This window comes from Virgisporangium aurantiacum (assembly GCF_016863635.1).
Taxonomy (GTDB): Bacteria; Actinomycetota; Actinomycetes; order Mycobacteriales; family Micromonosporaceae; genus Virgisporangium; species Virgisporangium aurantiacum.
This window is the reverse complement of the sequence record NZ_BOPG01000011.1, coordinates 20,120-40,293: the sequence shown is the minus strand read 5'-3', so window position 1 is coordinate 40,293 and position 20,174 is coordinate 20,120. Positions and strand designations below refer to the sequence as shown.

The 20,174-nt window shown below is 71.0% G+C and carries 12 protein-coding genes; 6 read left to right on the top strand and 6 right to left on the bottom strand.

The annotated features are described in order from the left end of the window. Window positions 1-16 precede the first annotated feature (16 nt). Genes Vau01_RS08105 through Vau01_RS08095 form a run of 3 tightly spaced genes read left to right on the top strand, consistent with a single transcriptional unit; the run spans window position 17 to window position 8,367 of the window. Window positions 17-3,394: a LamG domain-containing protein gene (locus Vau01_RS08105; RefSeq protein ID WP_203988811.1), complete on the top strand. Its 3,378-nt coding sequence runs from the start codon at window positions 17-19 to the stop codon at window positions 3,392-3,394. Window positions 3,395-3,428: 34 nt separating this feature from the next. Next, the gene (locus tag Vau01_RS08100; RefSeq protein WP_239151432.1) at window positions 3,429-5,294 is read left to right on the top strand and encodes an FG-GAP-like repeat-containing protein; all 1,866 of its coding nucleotides are present in this window, start codon (window positions 3,429-3,431) and stop codon (window positions 5,292-5,294) included. 4 nt (window positions 5,295-5,298) lie between these two features. Further along, a complete protein-coding gene (locus Vau01_RS08095) occupies window positions 5,299-8,367 on the top strand; it encodes a discoidin domain-containing protein (protein WP_203988806.1) in 3,069 nt (1,022 codons plus the stop codon). Between the two features lie 324 nt (window positions 8,368-8,691). Here Vau01_RS08095 and Vau01_RS08090 read toward each other — a convergent pair whose 3' ends face one another. Continuing rightward, window positions 8,692-9,759, bottom strand: a complete 1,068-nt coding sequence (locus Vau01_RS08090) for an ATP-dependent DNA ligase (protein ID WP_203988804.1) — start codon at window positions 9,757-9,759, stop codon at window positions 8,692-8,694. A gap of 353 nt (window positions 9,760-10,112) precedes the next feature. On the opposite strand from Vau01_RS08090, the gene Vau01_RS08085 reads away from it, so the two are divergent. Then, window positions 10,113-10,316, top strand: coding sequence for a DUF6232 family protein (locus Vau01_RS08085; protein ID WP_203988802.1), 204 nt, complete (start codon window positions 10,113-10,115; stop codon window positions 10,314-10,316). A gap of 136 nt (window positions 10,317-10,452) precedes the next feature. Here the strand turns inward: Vau01_RS08085 and Vau01_RS08080 are convergent, their stop codons facing one another. Further along, complete coding sequence (locus tag Vau01_RS08080; protein WP_203988800.1) at window positions 10,453-12,642, bottom strand: WD40/YVTN/BNR-like repeat-containing protein; 2,190 nt, start codon at window positions 12,640-12,642, stop codon at window positions 10,453-10,455. A gap of 401 nt (window positions 12,643-13,043) precedes the next feature. On the opposite strand from Vau01_RS08080, the gene recD2 reads away from it, so the two are divergent. Continuing rightward, window positions 13,044-15,254, top strand: a complete 2,211-nt coding sequence (gene recD2, locus Vau01_RS08075; RefSeq protein WP_373320200.1) for an SF1B family DNA helicase RecD2 — start codon at window positions 13,044-13,046, stop codon at window positions 15,252-15,254. Window positions 15,255-15,871: 617 nt separating this feature from the next. Here the strand turns inward: recD2 and Vau01_RS08070 are convergent. Then, window positions 15,872-16,213: a hypothetical protein gene (locus Vau01_RS08070; protein WP_203988796.1), complete on the bottom strand. Its 342-nt coding sequence runs from the start codon at window positions 16,211-16,213 to the stop codon at window positions 15,872-15,874. A gap of 251 nt (window positions 16,214-16,464) precedes the next feature. Between Vau01_RS08070 and Vau01_RS08065 the strand changes: the two genes are divergently transcribed. After that, the gene (locus tag Vau01_RS08065) at window positions 16,465-16,803 is read left to right on the top strand and encodes a hypothetical protein (RefSeq protein ID WP_203988787.1); all 339 of its coding nucleotides are present in this window, start codon (window positions 16,465-16,467) and stop codon (window positions 16,801-16,803) included. Window positions 16,804-16,827: 24 nt separating this feature from the next. Here the strand turns inward: Vau01_RS08065 and Vau01_RS08060 are convergent, their stop codons facing one another. The 3 genes from Vau01_RS08060 to Vau01_RS08050 all read right to left on the bottom strand — a co-directional run bounded on the left by Vau01_RS08060 (window position 16,828) and on the right by Vau01_RS08050 (window position 20,158). Continuing rightward, window positions 16,828-18,033, bottom strand: coding sequence for a sensor domain-containing phosphodiesterase (locus tag Vau01_RS08060; protein ID WP_203988785.1), 1,206 nt, complete (start codon window positions 18,031-18,033; stop codon window positions 16,828-16,830). Between the two features lie 682 nt (window positions 18,034-18,715). Further along, a complete protein-coding gene (locus tag Vau01_RS08055; protein WP_203988778.1) occupies window positions 18,716-19,216 on the bottom strand; it encodes a hypothetical protein in 501 nt (166 codons plus the stop codon). Window positions 19,217-19,510: 294 nt separating this feature from the next. After that, complete coding sequence (locus Vau01_RS08050; protein WP_203988770.1) at window positions 19,511-20,158, bottom strand: fascin domain-containing protein; 648 nt, start codon at window positions 20,156-20,158, stop codon at window positions 19,511-19,513. Window positions 20,159-20,174: the final 16 nt, after the last annotated feature.

Below are 20,174 nucleotides of genomic sequence, written 5' to 3'. Positions count from 1 at the left end.
TCGACAGGAGAGCGCGATGCGCCGTAGACCAGCCCTTGCCATGGTGACCGCTCTGGCCGTCACCGCCGCGACGTTGACCGTCCCCGCATCACCGGCCGCGGCGCGGGAACCGGTGGCCGAGGCCCCGCAGGCGACGGCCCAGGACGCGGACCAGGCGGCCACGCAGGCGCGACGGACCGGTGTGGCGGTCGAGGTCGAGTCGTTACGCACCGAGCGGGAGCGGCGGCTGGTCAACCCTGACGGGACCTGGACCCTGGAGCAGTCGGTCGAACCCGTGAGGGTGCGCCGGTCCGACGGGACCTGGACCGCCGTCGACACCACGCTGCGGCGGGCCGGCGACCTGGTCCGGCCGGCGGCGGTGACGGCCGACGTGGCATTCTCGGCGGGTGGCACCGGGCCGATGGCGGTTCTCGGCACGGGGCGCGGCCGGCTCGCGCTGACCTGGCCGGGCAACCTGCCCACGCCGACGCTGGCCGGCGACACCGCCACCTACGCCGAGGTGTTGCCCGGGGTCGACCTCGTCCTGAGGTCCACTGTGGACGGATTCGCGCATGTGGTCGTGGTCAAGAACCGGGCCGCGGCAACCGATCCACGGCTGGCGACGCTGCGCTTCGGGATGAGCGGGGGCGACCTGCGGCTGCGGCCGACGGCCGTCGGGGACCTCGAAGCGGTCACCGGTTCGGGAACGGTCGCCGCCACCGCCGGTGGTGCGCTGATGTGGGACGCCGGCCCCGGCGACCTGCGCTCCACAGTGGCCGTGGCCGGCGAACGGGCCCGGCGGGCCGCCCCGCGCACCCGGGTCGAGGGCGCCGACCTCGTCATCGAACCCGACCTCGCGATGCTCACCGACCCGTCCGCGCGTTTCCCGATCTTCATCGATCCCTCCTACGCCAAGGGCTACCGGGCGTGGGGCTACACGAACTCGGCCAACGAGAACAACGACCAGACCGTGGCGCGCGTGGGCAGAAGCCCCGACAGCGGTGCGGTCTACCGGTCGGCGTTCCGGTTCGACGTGAACCAGTTGCGGCACACCCGGATCCTCGACGCGAAGCTGCAGACCACGCTGACCCACTCGTGGTCGTGCGCGGCCACGCCGGTGAACCTGTACCGGTCGGCGAGCTTCGGCGCGGGCAAGCTCGCCTGGGCCGGCCCCGCGCTGCAGGTGTGGATCGACGAGCGCAGCGGCAACGCGCACAAGGGCGCCAACGACTGCGGGAACCAGCCCGACCTGCCGATGGAGTTCTCCCGCAACCTCAAGGCCGACGTGCAGGCAGCCGCGAACGCGAACTGGGGCAGCTACCACCTGGTGCTGTCGGCCCGCAAGAACGACGGCAGCGGCGAGTCGACCGAGTCGTGGTGGAAGAAGTTCTCGCCGTCCGCGACCAAGCTCGTCGTCGTCTACAACTCCGCGCCCGGTGTCCCGGGCAGCCTCTCCGCCGACGGGGCCGGCTGCGGCACGGGCAACGGTCGGCCGCTGGTCTCCACTGCCAACCCGACCCTGCGCGCGCTCGTCACCGACCCCGACGCCGACGAGACCGACCTGCGCGCCTCGTTCGAATGGCAGCGCTACGACGGCGCCGCCTGGGTCGCGCTCGGTTCCGGCCAGCAGACCGCGCTGCGCACCGGCGCCACCGCTCAGTTCCGGGTCAACACCACCCTTGCGCACAACGGGATCTACCGCTGGCGGGTGAACGCGATCGACCCGTACTCGCACGCGGGTGTGAGCGGCGTCGACGAGTCCGGGTGGTCCGCGTACTGCGAGTTCGGGGTGGACCTCGTCGGCCCGGGCAGCCCGCCCGGTGTCTCCTCGGCGGTGTACCTGCCCAACCTCGACCAGTCCTACGGCGCGGTCGGCCTCAGCGCCGACTTCACCTTCACCGCGGCTGGAGTGTCCGATGTGGCCGGTTACAAGTGGGGCTGGGCCGACCCGCCGACCACGCTGGTGAGCGTGGCCGCGGGGGCCTCGGCGACGCTTCCCCTCACTCCGCCACCGATCAGGGCCGATCCGACCTCCGGCGGACCCATGACGCTCTACGTGGTCAGCGTCGACGGGGCCGGGCGGGCCAGCCCGCTCAGGACGTACACGTTCCGGGTGGGCCCGGCCACCGGCCCGGTCGGGGTCTGGTTGCTCAACGAGGCGGCCGGAGCCACCACGCTCGCGGACACCAACCAGCGCGGCACCCAGCGCCCGGCCACGCTGACCAACGGCACCGCCGGTGTGGCCGGCCTGGAGGTGGGCAGCCCGGCGAGGGCCGCCGCCACCGCGGTCCGGTTCAACGGGTCGACCTCGACCGCGGCCACCGCCGGCCCGGTCGTGGACACCAGCCGGAGCTTCAGCGTCTCGGCGTGGGTGCGGCTGAACAATGCGAGCGCCCCATTCCAGACCGCGGTCGGGCAGGCGGGTACGGCCGGCAACGCGTTCTTCCTGCAGTACAACAACGGCCGCTGGGCCTTCGCCGCGCCCGACGCCGACGTCGCGAGCCGGCCGCTGTCGTCGGCCAACACTCCGGCGGGGACGCCGACCCGATGGACGCACCTGATCGGCGTCTACGACGCGCAGGGCAGCCAGATGCGGCTCTACATCAACGGGGCGCTCGCCGCCACCGCGACGCGGACCAACCCGTGGAACGGCAGCCGGTTCCTCACGATCGGGCACGTCAGGTACGGAGCCACCACGGCGGACGCGTTCAACGGCGAGATCGCCCAGGTGCGCGTCTGGGACCGCGTCGTCTCCGCCCGGGAGGCCGCGCCGATGGCCGCGACCCTCGTCGGCCGGTGGCGGCTGGACGGCGACGGCAGCGACGCGACCGCGTACGCGCGCACCGCGGCCCCAACGGCCGGAGTGGCCTGGGCCGAGGACCGCGATTTCCTTCCACTCTCCGCCGCCGGGCTCGCCGCCGCCGACTCGCTCACTACGGCCGGGCCGGTCGTGCGCACCGACCAGTCGTTCACCATGACGGCCTGGGTGTCGCTGGACAGCACGGCCGCCGGGGCGCAGATCGCGGTGAGCCAGTCCGGCACCCGCGTGCACGCGGCCCGGCTGGGCTACTACGGGACCGGCACCACGTACCGGTGGCTGTTCCGGACGGTGCCGGGCGACGCGGACACGCCCGGGTCGACGCTGTACTCGACCACCCCGGCGGAAGCGGGGGAGTGGGTCCACCTGGCCGGGGTGTGGGAGGCGTCGACGGGCACGCTCCGGTTCTACGTCAACGGCCTGCTGGAGGCGAGCGCCGTCACCGGGGAGCCGTTCGCCTCGACCGGCCCGATGACGATCGGCCGCAACCTCGTCAGCGGGGTCTACGGCGAAAGCTGGCGGGGCGCCGTCGACGACGTCCGCCTGTACGCCGGCGCGCTGCCGGCCACCGAGATCGCCACGTTGTGCGCCTGCTGATGCCTACCGGATGGAGGGACCTGTCGTGACGCGAATGCCGCGCGGGCTGATGGTCGTGATACTCGCGTTGACCACGACGCTGGTGGTGGTGGCGCCATCCACCGCTCAAGCGAGGCCGACGCCGAACGCCGGTCAGGTTGAGGTCGGCAACACGGCCTGGCTGGAACTGGCCCAGCAGGCCGCCGCGGAGTCGGCCACCGCGATGCCGTTCGTGGAGGACTCCGGCCAGAACATCCCGGTGTGGTGGATCGCGCCGGTCGCCTGGTACTCCGGCAAGACGTTCGGCTGGCAGGCCACCGCCACCAACTTCTGGATGGGCCGGGTCTACGCCCGGCAACTGCCCAGCGGCGGCTTCGGCCTCGGCTACGCCTGGGACTGGCGCAACGACGGCTCCGTCAACCCGGCCGGCACCGCGTACACCATCACGACCGCCGGCCACGTCGGGCGGATGCTCATCGAGGGCTACGACGACGGTGGCGTGCCCCGGGACCGGGTCCTCCGCGCAGTCACCTCGCTGCTGAACACCTCCACCACTGCCGGCGGCCGGTGCATCTCCTACTCCGACTCCCCGAACGACGCGAACAAGCCGTGCGTGTTCAACGTGAACGCGACGGCCGCCTGGTTCCTGTGGAGCGCCTACCGGCGGGGCATCGTCCCGTCCGGCCGGGACGCGGAGATGAACGGCAAGTGGCGGACCTTCCGGGACTACAACTGGACCCATGGCTTCAGCGACGACCTGACCGGCTGGAACGGCGCCCCCGGCTTCCCGTACGAGCAGGGCCAGACGACGCTTCAGGACCCGTGGCACCACGCCGCCACGGTGTGGCCGCTCTACGAGATGGATCCGGCCACCGGCATCAAGGGAATGAACGGCCACTTCGCGAACTACTCCTCCAGCGCCAACGCCGACCTTGTGGTCTACGACTGTTCCCGGATCTCCTCGAGCCTGCTGGGGCAGGCCCGTACGCACGCCTTCCCGGCCTACAACAGCCAGGCCGAGCGGCTGCAGAGCCGGTCCCGGTGGACCATCATGGCGTTGCGCGTGCACCGCGCCTGCTACAGCGTGGCCGGCGAGCCGACGAACATGGGTGACTTCGACAACGACGGCCGCGCCGACTTCGCGTTCCGGCGCCCGTCGGCGCACACCTGGTCGATCCAGTACTCCGGCGGCGGAACGCTCACCGACCACCCGTGGGGCGGCAGTTCGGACGACGTCCCCCTGGTCGGTGACGTCGACGGCGACGGCCGCGACGACCTGGTGATCTGGGCCCGGGCCGCCGCGACGTGGTCGGTCTGGTACACCTCCGGCGCGCCGCCGCGTCAGAACGTGCAGTTCGGCCAGGCCGGCGACGTGCCGCTACTGGCCGATGTGGACGGTGACGGTCGCGACGACTTCGTCGTGCGGCGGACATCCGACGCCACCTGGTCGGTGTCGTACGCGAACGGCTCGCCACCGTTGCTCGGGCTTGCGATGGGTGCCGCGAGCGACCTGCCGCTCGCCGGCGACCTCGACGGTGACGGCCGCGACGACCTCACCCTGTGGTCGCGCAACGGGCTTTGGTCGGCGCGGCTCTCCGCGGGTGGCTCGCTCAGCCAGCAGTGGGGCCTCGCCGGCGACATCCCGTTGCTGGGCGATGTCAACGGGGACGGCCGTGACGACTTCGTCGTGCGGCGGCCGTCCACCCGGTCCTGGTTGGTTCAGCACACCTCGGGCGGCTCCACCGAGTACGGCTGGGGCGGCAGCGTCGGCGACGTGCCGCTGCTGGGCGACGTCGACGGTGACGGCCGTGACGACCTGGTGATCTGGGCCCGTGGCGGCGGATGGTGGGTCTACTACACCTCGGGTGCCCCGCCGCTGAACCGGTACCAGTTCGGCCAAGCCGGCGACATCCCCGTCTAGCGCGATGGGCATCCGGGTCCGGGCCGCGCTGCTCGCGGTGGTGTGCGCCGTGACGACGGTGGTCGTCGCCCCACCGGCCGCGCGGCCGGCCCGCGCCGCCGTTGCACCGGAGGACGGGCCGGCCGCGATCTACCGGCAGGCGCTGCTGCTGAACACCCCGTTCATGGAGAGCACCTGGGACGCCGCGGCCGGCACCTACCGGATCCCGGACTTCTACTTCGGCGGGGTGCTGGGCAACGCGGTGCTGCTCACCTTCGGCGGGTACGACGAGCGGGTCGCGATGGTCAGCGCCGCGACGCTTCGCGACCACACCGTGCGGACGATCCGGACGGCGGCGGCGCAGAGCCGGTGGGTCACCTCCAGCGGAACCTGGGGCGGCCGCGTCTACTGGGACTCGACGTTCGAAAGCTACTTCGTGGCCGCCGCCCGGCTGCTGTGGTCCGATCTCGACGTCACGACCCGGACCCGCGTCGACACCATCGTCCGAGCCTCGGCCAGCAACATCGTCAGCGTCGGCTCGGCCGACGTCGACGGGTGGTCGACCAACGGGTTGGCGGGCGGCTACGCCGGCGACTCAAAGATCGAGGAGATGGGCATGCGCAGCATGCCCCTCGCGGTGGCACTGGCGTGGCTGCCCGGCGACACGCAGGCCGCGCAGTGGCGCGAGTGGAGCACCCGGTGGCTGTCCAACATGGGCGGGCTGCCAGTGGCCGACCGGGCCAACCCGACCGTCCTCAATGGACGCGCCGTCTCCGCGTGGAACACCGCGCACAACACGTGGGACACGTTCCTGGTCGAGAACCACGGCTCGTGGTCGCCGATCTACCAGCAGTCCGCCGGCGGCTATCCGGGCCGCAACGCGGTGCACTACCTGCTGGCCGACCGGCCGCTGCCGGAGGAACTGCGACAGGTGACCAACAGCGACGAACTGTGGGACACGATGGGCCGGCTCGCGACCGACTCCGGCGTGGCGCAGAGCTTCACCGTCGCCGACCGGCACCACCTCTACGGCCGGACGCTGCTCCCGATCACCGCCCGGGCCATGCTGACCGGTGATCGGTACGCCGCCCGCGCCGAACAGATGCTCGCCGACCGGCTCGTCCCGTACGTGCAGTACGCCCCCGCGGGCCGGCTGACCAAGTTCAGCGGCGAGCCGAAGTACGAGCCGGAGGCGCGTGCCGAGATCGCCATGGCCTATCTGCTGCACGTGTGGCGGGACCGGCTGTCCGGCGACGTCACGCCCGTCAGCGAGGCCGAGTACTTCACCCGCTTCGCCGGAAGCGTCGACCACGGCGCCGGCCCGGGCCTGGTCGCGCACCAGACCCCGCGCGCCCTCGCCGCCGCGGTGACCAAACCCGGCTTCGTCAAGTTCGCGTACATGCCGCAGCACGACGACTGGTTGTTCAACGTCGCCGGGAGGAGCGCCGCCCTGCTGCCGTCGGTCGACACGCAGGTGTCGGCGCGGAACGCGCATGCCTACACCCGCCTCCGGGACGGCGTCGACGCCTCGGCCACCGCGGTGCGCACGCCCACCGGCGTCGCCGGGTTCACCACGTTGCCCGACGGCAGCATGGTCTACGCGACGTCTGGTGTGGCGGCCGGCGAGGGCCGGCTCAACCTGTACAACCTGAGCATGCCGGGCGTGCCCGGTCTCGACGGGAACCGCACCTTCACCTGGGCCGGCGGCTCGGCGGACCTGACCGGCGCGGACGGTGGCGGGGTGCACGACGTGCGGTTCGCGGCGACGTCGGCGCGGTACGTGCGGATGTCCGGGGTGACGGCGGCCACCCAGTACGGGTTCTCGGCCTGGGAGATGGCCGTCCACAGTGGAACGGGTGGGAACCTGGCGGTCGGTCGGCCCACGTCGGCGTCCTCCGCGGACCCGCGGTTCCCGCCCGCCGCGGCGACTGACGGCAACGCGACGACGCGGTGGGCGGTGGCGATCGACCAGCGGTCGGCGCCGGGTTGGCTGACGGTGGACCTCGGCACCGTCCGTTCCGTCGACCGGGTGGTGCTGAACTGGGAGACGGCGTACGCGTCCCGGTACCGGGTGGAGGTCTCCGCCGACGGCCTGGCGTGGCAGACGGCGGCGACGGTCTCCGACCGCGTGGCCGCCGCCGGCGACTGGCTCAACGTCGACGGCCGGGCCGGGTTCGTGGTGCGTGGCGGTATCAACCCGATCACCGTGGCCTCGACCGGCGTCGTGCTGTCCGACGGCCCGGCGAGCGGCAGCGCCGGCATCGTCGTCGAGGGCTTTCCGGCACAGTCGCCGGCCGAAACGGCGCAGCGCGCCGCCGCGCCGTCGCCCCGGGACCTGCCGGCCGGGCTCGCCGCCAGCCTCGCCGGTGGGCACCTGAGCATCTTCAACCTCGGCGCGAGCGGTGCCGACGGCGCCTACTTCACCGTGCCGCAACCCACCGCGGAAACCGTGCTGTACCAAGGGGTGCAGCAGGTCGCGACCGGCGACACCACCCGGTACATGGTCACCATCGCGGCGGCGGACGCCCGCGTCACGCCGGCCCGGTTCGCCGCCACCGGCCCGTCCGGCGCAGCGCTGCGACCGGGGACGGGCATCTACGTCCGGGGCTCCGGCACCGTCGACGTCACCGCGCCTGCCGACGCGGGCGTCGAGGTCCGGTTGCGTTCGCTGGTGACCGGCGAAGCCGTCACCGTCACCGCGGGCGCCGGCCAGACCGTACGCGCCGACTTCGCCGGCCCGCGTACGCCGGCGTCCGACCTGGCCCGCGGCCGACCCACCTTCCCGACCTCACCGCTTCCGCCCGGCATGACCGATCCGGACCACGCCGTCGACGACGACCCCGCCACGTCGTGGACCCCCGGTGCCGCCGGCCGGCGTATGGTCGTAGACCTCCGTTCGGTCCGCGCGATCGGCGGCGTGTCGCCCACGTGGTCCTCCGCTGTCGCGCCGGCCACGCGCATCGAGACCTCCACCGACGGGCTGACGTTCCAGCCGTACGTCACGGGCACCACCGTCAGCGCCCGCTACGTGGCGGTGACCGCGACGACGTGGCAGTCCGGCGACGGCCTCACCAGCCTTGTCGTGACGGCGTGACGCGCGGCGCGCTAATCAGTTAGGGGTGAGGGGTGCCACTTCAGGGTGAGGCTGTGACCTGGGGCGATGCTGGCTGGCATCGTGGGTTGTGTGGTGGTCCGGACGGTGGCGTTGATGGCCCTGCGCCGGCAGGTGGCAGCATACGAACCCGCTTTGCTGCCGTCCTGAGCTGCAGTTTCTCACCTCCGCTGGTCCGCGAGCGACGCTCGGGCCGGGCGTAGAGGCGTTGCAGCGAGGCCGCGCCGCCAGGTACTGGTCCTGGACCGCCGGCAGGTTGAGGTCCGGACGGTGGCTGAACGCACGCGTCCGCATCGGAGTTGAGGGTCAGTTGCTGGTGAGGACGTCGGCGAGGTTGAAGCTGACGGGGCGTTCGAGTTGGTCGTAGGTGCAGGAGCGGGGGTGGCGGTCCTCGCGCCAGCGGACGAACTGGGTGGTGTGCCGGAACCTGGGTCCCTCCATGTAGTCGTAGCGCACCTCGATGACCCGTTCGGGGCGAAGCGGGATGAAGGACAGGTCCTTGCCGTTGTTCCAGCGGCTTCCCTCGTTGCGTCGCGGGGTGCGTTCGCCCTGCATGTGGGCGGCCCAGTTCCACGGGTGCGCGTCGAAGGTGGTGACGAGGGGCTGCAGCTGGGTGAACAGCTCCGTCCGGGTGGCCATCGGGAATGCGCCGACTACGCCGACGGAGGCCAGCGTGCCGTCGGCGGTGTAGAGCCCGAGCAGCAGTGAGCCGATGCGGCCGTCGCCGGACTTGTGCACCCGGTAGCCGGCGACCACGCAGTCCACGGTCCGCACATGTTTGATCTTGGACATGACCCGCTTGTCGGGCTGGTAGGTCAGGTCGAGCGGTTTGGCGATCAGCCCGTCCAGGCCGGCGCCCTCGAACATCTGGAACCAGCGCCGGGCGGTGTCGACATCGCGGGTGACCGGCGTGAGGTGCACCGGTGGCCGGGCGTCGGCCAGCGCCCGTTCCAGGATCTCCCGCCGCTCGCCGAGGGGCCGCCCGGTCAGGTCGTCGTTGTCCAGGGCGAGCAGGTCGAACGCGATGAAACTGGCCGGGGTCTGCTCGGCCAGCAGCCGGACCCGGCTGGCGGCGGGATGGATGCGCTGCTGCAGAAGCTGGAAGTCCAGCGTGTCGCCGGCGGCGGCGACAACGACGATCTCCCCGTCGATCACCGCCCGGGGCGGAAAGTTGGCCAGCACCGCGTCGACGACCTCGGGAAAGTAGCGGGTCATCGGCCGCTCGTTGCGGCTGCCGATCTCCACCTCGTCACCATCGCGGAAGATGATCGACCGGAAGCCGTCCCACTTCGGCTCATACAACTGGCCGGCAGGAATCTCACCGACGGGCTTGGCCAGCATCGGCGCCACCGGCGGCATCACAGGTAGATCCACCACGTCATCGTCCCCGCTCCGCGTTCGACGTGTCGAGGACGGACCCGACAAGCCCGGGCCACGGAGAACCTCCCTGTCCTGGAGATCGTCGGTCGCCGTCTCCGTCTGATTCCGGCCTTCTGTGCGACGTTGTGGACGTCAAGGAACCCCTGGCAGATGGCGCTCGGAGACGGTTTCGGCGATCGGACGATCTCCTGGGACAAGTGGTGACCTCCTGACATGTCATTGAGTCGCAGTGCCCGCATCCGCGATGCTGGGGGTGGGAGGCGGGGCAAATGATCACGTTCTACCGAGCTCGGGACATTGTCATCACCGCAGAAGCGATCGAGTCGTTCGACGGATCGACCTGCCGCTTGAGCGAACTTCACGACATCGGCAGGCTGATCACCCGCGAGGGTTGGCGCCGGCGGCGGATCTACGAACTCCGGGCGGTGCACCGCGGACGGGAGATCGTGCTGTACCGCACCGCCGACCGCATCGTGTACGGGCAGGTCACGCGGGCGCTCGTGCGGGCGCTCGAGGAAGAGCAAAGGGGGATCACCGGCAAGACCCGTTGACGGTTGACAAACAGCCCGCGGGTTCCTGGGTGAGCCGCGGCCGTGAGGGACATGCGGCGCGGCTGGGACTGGCCTTTCTTGGCCGTCGCGGTGGCCGGGCTCGACTGCTGGCGTTCCGCGTCAGGCTCCGCCCGGGTCAGGGCACCCGGATCTCGTACAGGCCCCGGCCGAACGTCGCGGCCACCAGTCGGTGGTTGCTGTGGTCGTACTCGATGTCGTCGACCGGTACCAACGGCATGCCCCGGCCCAGCCGTCGCCAGGCCCAGCCGCCGGTGTGGCTGACGAATACGCCCTGGTCGGTGGCGATGTAAAGCGTGAATGCCGGCCCGATGACGAGGTCGTTGACCGGTGCCTGGGGCAGCTGGCCGGTGATGTCGGTGAAGTGCTGCCCGCCGTCGATCGAGGCAAGCACGTAGGGCCGGTTGGAGCCGGCCCGGTAGGCCGACAGCGTCACGTACACCCGGTTCGCCCACCGCGGGTCCACCACGATCCGGGTGACCCACGGCTGCCCAGACAGCAGCAGCGTCCAGGTCGCGCCGAGGTCGCGGGTGACCCAGACCCGGCCATCGTCCGTTCCCGCGTAGACCGTCCGCCCGTCACCGGCCGGCGCGATCGTGGTGATCGTGCCGTAGTTGGTGTAGATCGGGTCCGGGCCGGGGCCGCCGGTCAGGTCGCCGCTGATCGCGGTCCAGGTGCGGCCGCTGTCGGTGGACCGGTTGAGCACGTTGGCGCCGTAGTACATGACGGCCGGGTTGCGGGGATCGAAGACCAGCGGGGTGAACCAGTTGCGGCGGCTGGCGACCACCTGGTCGCCGAAGTAGGTCATCGTGTCGCCGCCGTCGGTGGAGTGGAAGCAGTTGCCGTACTGGTAGCAGGCGTACACCTCGTCCTTGTTCAGCGGGTTGATCTGGTTCTCCTCGCCGTCGCCGCCGAGGTACTCGTTGAACGCCGGCCCGTTCCACGACCGCAGCGACCCGTTGTCCTGGGTTCCGCCGGAGACGCGGGTGGTGTCCTGCGGGGTGATTGCGGCGCTGTAGAACTGGGTGTACGGCTCGTGCACGGCCTTCACCCAGCCGCCGTACCCGTCGGCGTCGGACCGGTAGGTGCCGCCGTCGTTGCCGAGGTACACCCGGCCGGGCCGGCGCGGATCCCAGATCAGCGCGTGCTGGTCGACGTGGATGGTGGTGCTGTCGGCGGTCCAGGTCTGCCCGCCGTCCTTCGTGCTCATCAACGGCACGCCGGCCACGTGGACGTTCTGCGGCTGGTCCGGGTCGACCCACACCTTGCCGAACCACCAGCCGAACGAGGACTGCGACGCCCGCAGCTCCGGGGTTTCGGGCAGCCGCGTCCAGGTGTCGCCACCGTCGACGCTGCCGTAGAAGCCGGCGAACGGCCCGCTCGTCTGGTTCACGATCGCGTACAGCCGGTCGGGTGCCGACGGTGCCTGGCCGAGCCCGATCCGGCCCACGTCGGCGGTGCCGCCCGGCAGCCCGCCGGTCAACCGCTGCCAGGTCGTGCCGCCGTCGGTGGAGCGGTAGACGCCCGATCCGACCCCGCCGTACGTGCGCAGGTCCGGCTCGCGCCGGTGGTCCCACATGACGGCGTAGAGCCGGTTGCGGTCACGCGGATCGAGGAGCACCTCGGTGGCGCCGGTGAACCCGTTTGCGCCGGCCAGGACCCGCTGCCAGGTTCGGCCGCCGTCGGTCGTCCGGTAGACGCCCCGCTCGCCGCCGGCGTTGTACAGCGATCCGGCCGCCGCCACGAACATCCGCCGCGGATCGGCGGGGTCGATCGTGATCGCACCGATCGCGCCGGAGTCGCGTAGCCCCAGCGGGCGCCAGTTACGGCCGCCGTCGCGGGAGGCGTACAGACCGGTCCCCTCGTAGGTGATGCTGCCGCCACCCGGGTTGACCTCACCCGTCCCCGCGTACACGGTGCCGTCCGGTGCCGTGGCCACCGCACCCATCGCCTGGGTCAGGTCGGCCGGCCAGGCCGGTTCGAAACGCTGACCGGCGTCGCGGCTGACCCACAGGCCGCCGCTGGCCGCCGCGGCATACACCGTGTCCGGCCGGCGCGGGTCGAGTGCCAGCGACGTGATGCGTCCACCGATGTTGGTCGGGCCGATCAACGTCCAGTCGCCGCCGGCCGTAGGCAGCCGCCGGGCCGCATCGGCCGCGTTCGCGTACGCATGCCTGGGCAGCGCCTCGCCGCGCACCGTCTTCTGCTGGTAGCGGAACTCCGCGGGGGCGGCCGGCCCGCGCACCGGCCGGTAGTCGTCCACAGGGGGCGGCGGACCCGCCGCGGCAGGGGAGACAGCGGCGCTCACGCCTGCTGTCAGTGTCACAGTCAGGACGACCAGGACCCGGCGCGCTCGCATCATTGCGGTCCCCCTCGGGGCGCGGGCGAAGTTCCAGACAGGACGAAACTTATGACCGTCAATGTCCGGCGTCAACCCGCTCCGGTGCCTTTCCCCGCGGCTCCGCTTCCCGTGGCGCCGCTACCCGACGCTGCCACGACGCGCCGCAGGGGGCTGCGCGACGGCGCAACGACGCGTCGGCCACGCGGCGTCGACCGGGGCTGACCGTCGCATCGCGGTGGGCATACGGGCCTACACCGCACGGCCCCGACATTGTCGGATGGAACCCGACTCGCGATGGCTGTCGTCGGCTCGTCGGCGGGTGGCGGCTGATCTTTGCCCGTGTGGCGGGGTGCGGGCAGGATGGTGTGGTGCCGTCGTCGATCGCGTCGCGGCCGGCTCCGCAGGTGTTGGAGGCGGTCCTTGAACGGCTCACGTATGTCAACGAGGAGACCGGATACACGGTGGCCCGGGTCGCGACCGGGCGTGGGTCGGACCTGCTGACCGTGGTCGGTGCGCTGTTGGGTGCGCAGCCGGGGGAGAGTCTGCGGATGCGGGGCTGGTGGTCCTCGCACCCGCAGTACGGTCGCCAGTTCGAGGTCGCCTCGTACACGACGGTGCTGCCGGCGACGATCCAGGGCATCCGCCGCTACCTCGGGTCGGGGCTGATCAAGGGGATCGGGCCGGTGTTCGCCGAACGGATCGTCGCCCACTTCGGCGTGGACACGCTGCAGGTCATCGAGGAGGAGCCGGGCCGGCTGGTCGAGGTGGCCGGGCTGGGCCCGAAACGCACGGCGAAGATCAACGCGGCGTGGCAGGAGCAGAAGGCGATCAAGGAGGTGATGGTCTTCCTGCAGGGCGTCGGGGTGTCGACCTCGATCGCGGTACGCATCTACAAGAGGTACGCCGAGAAGTCCATCGAGGTGGTGAAGGCCGAGCCGTACCGGTTGGCCGCCGACGTGTGGGGGATCGGGTTCAAGACCGCCGACACCATCGCCCAGGCGGTGGGGATCCCGCACGACAGCCCGGAACGGGTGAAGGCCGGGTTGCAGTACACCCTGTCGGAGGCCACCGACGACGGACACTGCTACCTGCCCACCGACCGGCTCGTCGCTGACGCCACGAAGATCCTCGACGTTCCCGCCGACCTGGCCGCCCGCTGCCTCGACGACCTGGTCACCGAGGAAGGCGTGGTCCGCCAGACCGTGCCCGGACCCGACGGCACACCGGTGGCGGCGATCTACCTGGTGCCGTTCCACCGGGCCGAGCAGTCCCTGGCCGGTTCGCTGCTGACGCTGCTGCGCGGCCCGGCCGACCGGATGCCGCACTTCGCCGGCGTCGACTGGGGCAAGGCGCTGGCCTGGCTGAAGAAGCGCACCGGCACCGACCTGGCGCCCGAACAGGAACAGGCGGTCCGGCTCGCGCTCACCGCCAAGGTCGCCGTACTGACCGGCGGTCCCGGCTGCGGCAAGAGCTTCACCGTCCGCTCGATCGTGGAACTGGCCGCCGCGAAGAAGGCGAAGATCCTGCTCGTCGCACCGACCGGCCGGGCGGCGAAACGCCTCGCCGAGTTGACCGGCCAACCCGCGGCCACCGTGCACCGGCTCCTCAAACTCCAACCCGGCGGCGAGGCCAGCTACGACCGGGACAACCCCCTCGACGTCGACCTGCTCGTCGTCGACGAGGCATCCATGCTCGACCTGATCCTGGCCAACAAACTCGTCAAAGCCGTCCCGCCCGGCGCGCACCTGCTCCTCGTCGGCGACGTCGACCAGCTACCGTCCGTCGGCGCCGGCGAAGTCCTCCGCGACCTCCTCGCCGCCGACACGGTCCCGCGGGTCCGGCTCACCCAGATCTTCCGGCAGGCGGCCGACTCCGGCGTGGTCACCAACGCCCACCGCATCAACGCCGGGAAACCGCCGATCCTGCCGGGGATGCGGGACTTCTTCCTGTTCCCGTGCGAAGACACCGACGAGGCAGCCGCGCTGACCGTCGACGTCGCCTGCACCCGGATCCCGGCGAAGTTCGGGCTCGACCCACGCCGCGACATCCAGATCCTGACCCCGATGCACCGCGGCCCCGCCGGCGCCGGCGCCCTGAACACCCTGCTCCAGCAACGACTCACCCCCGCGCGGGAGGGCCAGCCCGAACGGCGGGTCGGCGGCCGGGTCTTCCGGATCGGGGACAAGGTCACCCAGATCCGCAACAACTACGACAAGGGCCAAGCCGGGGTATTCAACGGCACCCTCGGCGTCGTCACCGCCCTCGACACCGACGAACAGACCCTCACCGTCCGCACCGACGAAGACGAATCCATCGACTACGACTTCGACGAACTCGACGAACTCGCCCACGCCTACGCCATGACCATCCACCGCTCACAAGGCTCGGAATACCCGGCCGTGGTCATCCCCCTGACCACCAGCGCCTGGATGATGCTCCAACGAAACCTGCTCTACACCGCCGTCACCAGAGCCAAACAACTCGTCGTCCTCGTCGGCTCCCGCCGCGCCCTCGCCGCCGCCATCCGCACCGTCAGCGCGGGCCGCCGCCACACCGCCCTCACCCACCGCCTCACCTAACCGAACCTGGATAAAACACGCTGACGCGGTGGGTTCGTCGTTGCCGGAGTTCCTTGCCTCGCCCGCCAGCCAACGTGCACGCAAGCATCTGCCGAACAGCAACGTCCGCGCTGTCGATGAGCTGTGCAGGTAGAGGTGCTACTCGCCGCTGCCCACATCGATCCCTCGCGAGGGCGGAGCGCAGGTTCGAATCCTGCCGGGGACACAGAACGTCCCACTCGCTTGACGCGCCAGGTCGAGCGCGCAGACCCATTGGCGAGCGGCAGGTCCGCCTCTGACGAGGGTCCAGCACTTGCTCGTCGGCCACGAGCGGGCGGCTGCGAGAAGTAGCGAACACCGGCCATGCATTGCTCGGCGATGCTGAAAATGCCGATGTCGCGGGCGATTTTCGGGCGCTGGCGACTCCAATGCTGCCTCACGCCCGGCGTCGTTTGATGTGGGGCGGCACCGTGTCGACGGTTCGGTCGTCAAACTGGCGGCCTAACTGGTTGGGCCCGGCTCGCCACGGCTCGACCGGTCTCGCAGATGGCCAGTTCCGGCGCGGCTACCTCACCTACAGTGACGACCCGGTGGGCGCCCTGAGCGTAGTCGGCCGCAGTTCCGCTCGCGGCACGCGATCAGTGGCACACGATCAGTAGGCCGAGACAATGGCATGAGATCAGAATCGTCAGGGTGAGCACGCATGTTGCTCGAAGCGCGACGTCGGCTGCACGTCGGCGCCGCGAGGTAGCCAGTAACCCCACCTCAATGAAGACCGCACTGAACCATACGATCACCGCCAGCACGAGATAGCCGTCCCAGTTGGGATTGTCGAATGCGCTTGCGTTGCCGGCCGAGTTGGGGCAGTCCTCCTGTCGTGTGACCGGGTCGAGCGCAAGCAGGGTCGATGTGATGGCGGTGCCACCGACTATGAAGGCCCAGAAGCCGTCTACAACGGACAGGCGGCGGCGTTCGACCATCAGCGCAGGATAGGGAGACGCGCTGGCGGAAATCGGTAGGAACGTGTGTCGATCTGGTGAAGGTCGATGCGCGCATGCACGGGCGTGAAACGCGACAATCGACGAGTCGATATCCGCTTACCTGCACATCCGTTCACCGCTTGGCCGCCAGCGGCTTGATCCGCAGGCGACGGCTGGTACTACTCCACCGGCGACCCGGTACCCGCTCGTCGGTGTCTGGAGGGGCAGCCAGCCGCCGCTATGATCGCGCGGTGACCATCGATGCCACCCGATCCGAGCGCCGCTCCGCCCTCTCCTTCTCCATCGCCGCGCTCGGCGCGCTTGTCACCCTGATCATGCTGTTCCTGCCTATCTCCGTCGACCGGCCCGGCGATCACGAGGCTCAGTTGGCCTGCGGCAACGCGTTTGACATCGAGGTCATCTTGAACGTCAACTCCGATTCGCCGGAGTCCTACTGGCGAGCCGGCTATGACCGCTGCACCGGCGCGCGCGGCGACCGGCTCGCCAAGACCGTTGCGGCGCTGGCGGTGACGGTACTGCTCACCGCGGCCGCCGCCGTGTGGCCGCGCCGCGGCGCCCCGGATCGGTGACACGGATCCGGCCGCGATGAGCGGCTACCTGAGCCGCGACAATTCCCCGGCGGGGATCACGGACCGGGCCAGGTCCTCCGGCGGACCGGGCCGCCCGTAGTGCCAGCCCTGGCCGTAGTCGACGCCGATCGCGCGCAGTGCCGCGGCGTCGTCGGCCGTCTCGATGCCCTCGGCGACGACGTGGCTGCCGCACCCGCGCGCGAACGCGACGAGCGAGGCCACCAGGGTCCGCAGCACCGGGTCGGTGCTGACGCCGGCGACGATGGCGCGGTCGAGCTTGATGACGTCGGGGGTGGTGAGTACGACGTGCCGCAACGACGAGAAGCCGGAGCCGACGTCGTCAACGGCGAGGCGCATTCCCGCACCGCGCAACGGAGCGAGGATCCGCTTCAGCCCGTCGTAGTCCTCGACCGGGTCGTGTTCGGAGAGTTCCAGCAGCACCCGGTCAAGCGGCAGGTCGGCGAGCAGGTGTTGGCAGTCGTCGGTGAGCAGGGTCGCGGGGGAGACGTTCATGGAGACGTAGCCGTCGACGCGGTGGAGGAGGTCGGCGGCGCCGCGCAATGCGAGGACCTCGAGGTGGTGGCCGCGACCAACCCGGTGCGCCTCGGCGAAGCACACGTCGGGCGCCTTGCCCCAGTCGCGCGGGAACCGGCTCAGCGCCTCGGCGCCGACCCGGACATCGCTCGCGATGTCGACGATGGGCTGCAGCACCACGTCGGGTCCGCCGTCTGCGACGACCTGGCTCATGCGGCCCTCGATCTCGGACCGCTCGGCGGTGTCGCGGACGCCGGGTTCGATAACGACGGCCGCAGCGTGGGCAAGTACCTCCATCAGCGCCCGGTCGCGCTGGCTCAGGCCGTTGTCGGAGGTGAGGCCGGCCGCGCAGAACGTGCCGTAGAGGGTGCCGTCGCTCAGAACCACCGGAACAGACACGAAGCTGCGGATCCGAGGCATTCTTGCGGCCGGTAACTTCATCGCCTCGGGAAAGTCGCGCAGATTGGGAATGACGTTCGGGAGCTTCCCGTCCTGGATCGCTTGGCACAGCGACGTCGCCTGCGGCCGCGTGACCCCCTCGCGGAACAGCAACGGCACCGACGACTCGACGACCTCCAGGTGCTGCGTGGTGCCATCGAGGCGGCTGAGGAAAGCGACGCTGAGGCCCAGCGCCCTTTTCGCGGTCACAAGGAGATCCGCGACCTGCTCGCCGGCCTCCGACCTGGGCTTTCCCACGTCGGCTCATCGGCCGTCGGCGCGTTCTACCTGAGTGATTCGGGGGAGATCGGCGAGCCGGCGGTCCTCGCCGCTCGTCCAGGTCTCGAAGAAGGTGTCGTCGGACAGGTTGGCCGGAGCCGGTTGGCCCCTTGACTCCGTCACCGCACCTGCTGGTGGGGGTGGCTTGTTCCACATGTGAGTTCAGTCGGGGGATCAGGGCTGCTATGGCTTGCCGGAGGTCCGCAAGATCTTCGCCGGGCCGGTGGGCTTGAGCTTCACCGGTTCACCGGTGACGGGGATCAGGCGAGGGGGATCCGGTGAGTGGGCGGTCGCGCGCCGAGGAAGCGCGGGGTCGATGGGTATCCCCGCCGCGTCCGTGGCGGTGCTGTATCCGTCGGCCCGCGCGCGGGCAGCACAGGTAGACGTCAGGTCCTTTGATCAACGCGATCCGGGGGTGACCCAGGTCGAGTAGATGCCGCGTGGCGGCCAGGCCGCCGTTCCAGGTTATGGCGCCGACGGACGGCATGCGGTGCAGGGGCACCACTCGGATCGAGGATGACCAGTGGGATCGCCGCGGTGGACAACTGAGCCAGTTGCTGCCCGGTGAGCTCTGCGGAGACGGCGACGACGCCGGCGAGGCGGCGTTTGAGGATCTGATCGGACCAGCTCCGTCCGGGAGTGAGTCGACCCTCCATCCCGGTCAGCGCGACGGCGAGGTCATGCCGCTGGCTGCCGGCGTGGCCTCTGCAATCAGTTCGACCTGGTGCGGTCCGGTATCTCCGCGGTGGTGGACAGACGGGGCCAGCGTGACCGAAGTCAGATGGGATGGCCGTCGTGACCGTCGCCGTTCGGGCGCGGTATTCGCACGGCGTAAGCGCGGTCGCTGCGCCCTGCCCGTTCGTCGGATGCGGCCGGAGCGCAGGATTGCGGCGCCGATGAACAGTGCTGTGACCGCCAGTGTCAGGCGCCACCATATGGGCCTTGGTCCCCGCTCGACGTCGCGGTCGCGCACCTGGGCGCCGGTGACGAGGGCCTCCGCCAACTGGACCTCGCCGGGGCGGCCGAGGCCTGAGACGCCGTCGGGGATGCGGCTGAGCCGATGACGTGGGCCGCCCGCGACCGGTACCTCGATGATCCCTGCAGCGTCTGCGCCGGCCCGGACGAGCCGGCGGTACGTGCGCCCGTCCACGCCGATGACCACGTCCTGACTGGTGCCCAGACGGGTGCCGAGCCCCCTGCCGGTACAACGCGATCGCCGGGCCGGGCGGCGCGTCGGACACGCTGGCGGTAAGTAGTGACATGCCAGCGAACTCGGTCGGCAGCACCGGGGTGCCGGCCGGCACCCCGGTGCTGCCGGAGCCGCGACCCGGTCCGGGAAGCGCGCTGAACCAGGAGAACCCGGGGAGCACCACCGCGGCGGCGGTCAGGGCCGGCGCCCGCCCGTGGGGCCTGCACCAACCGCGTCGCCTGACGACTCGCGACGCCCGCGGGTCGGTCACCAGGACTGGAGATTCAGCCAGAACCCTTCCCATTCACCGGGCGTGTCGGCCCGGGCCCGCAGGACGTCGGCGGTGTCGCCCGGGTACCCCGACTCGTGGGAAACGTACTTGCCGTTCTGGTACGACCGGAGCGTGTAGACGCCCAGGTAGTTGCCCGGGTCCTCGATGCTCACCGGGTGCCGGGCGGCGAAGAACAGCTCCCACGGGCCCACCGATGTGGCCCGGGCACGCAGCATGCCGTTGAGGTCGCCGGCGTAGTTGACCTCGACCGATACGAAGTAGAACCGCTGGTCGCGGTCGAACCAGTACTGGAGGTAGTAGAGCCCAGTCGCGGCGTTCCGGCAGATGACCGCGCGCTCCCAGTCGCCCTGGCCGCCGTACGAGCGGGCCCGGAGCATGCCTTTGTTGCTCCCGCCGTACAGGAACTCCGCCGCGACGGTCCGGCCGGCATGGAACCCGCCGCCGTGCCCGTCGATGTAACGCTCGCGGCATTGGTCGGCGGCGTCGAGCTTCAAGGGTTGGGCGTCCGCGACGCGCCGCGGACGGCTGTCCGCGGCGGCGGGTCCGGCGAGCGGGACGATCATCGCCGCCGCGGCGACGAGCGCCGCCGCCAGCCGGGCTTGCATCGATACGCGTGTCTGCATGTGCCGAGTTTGCGAC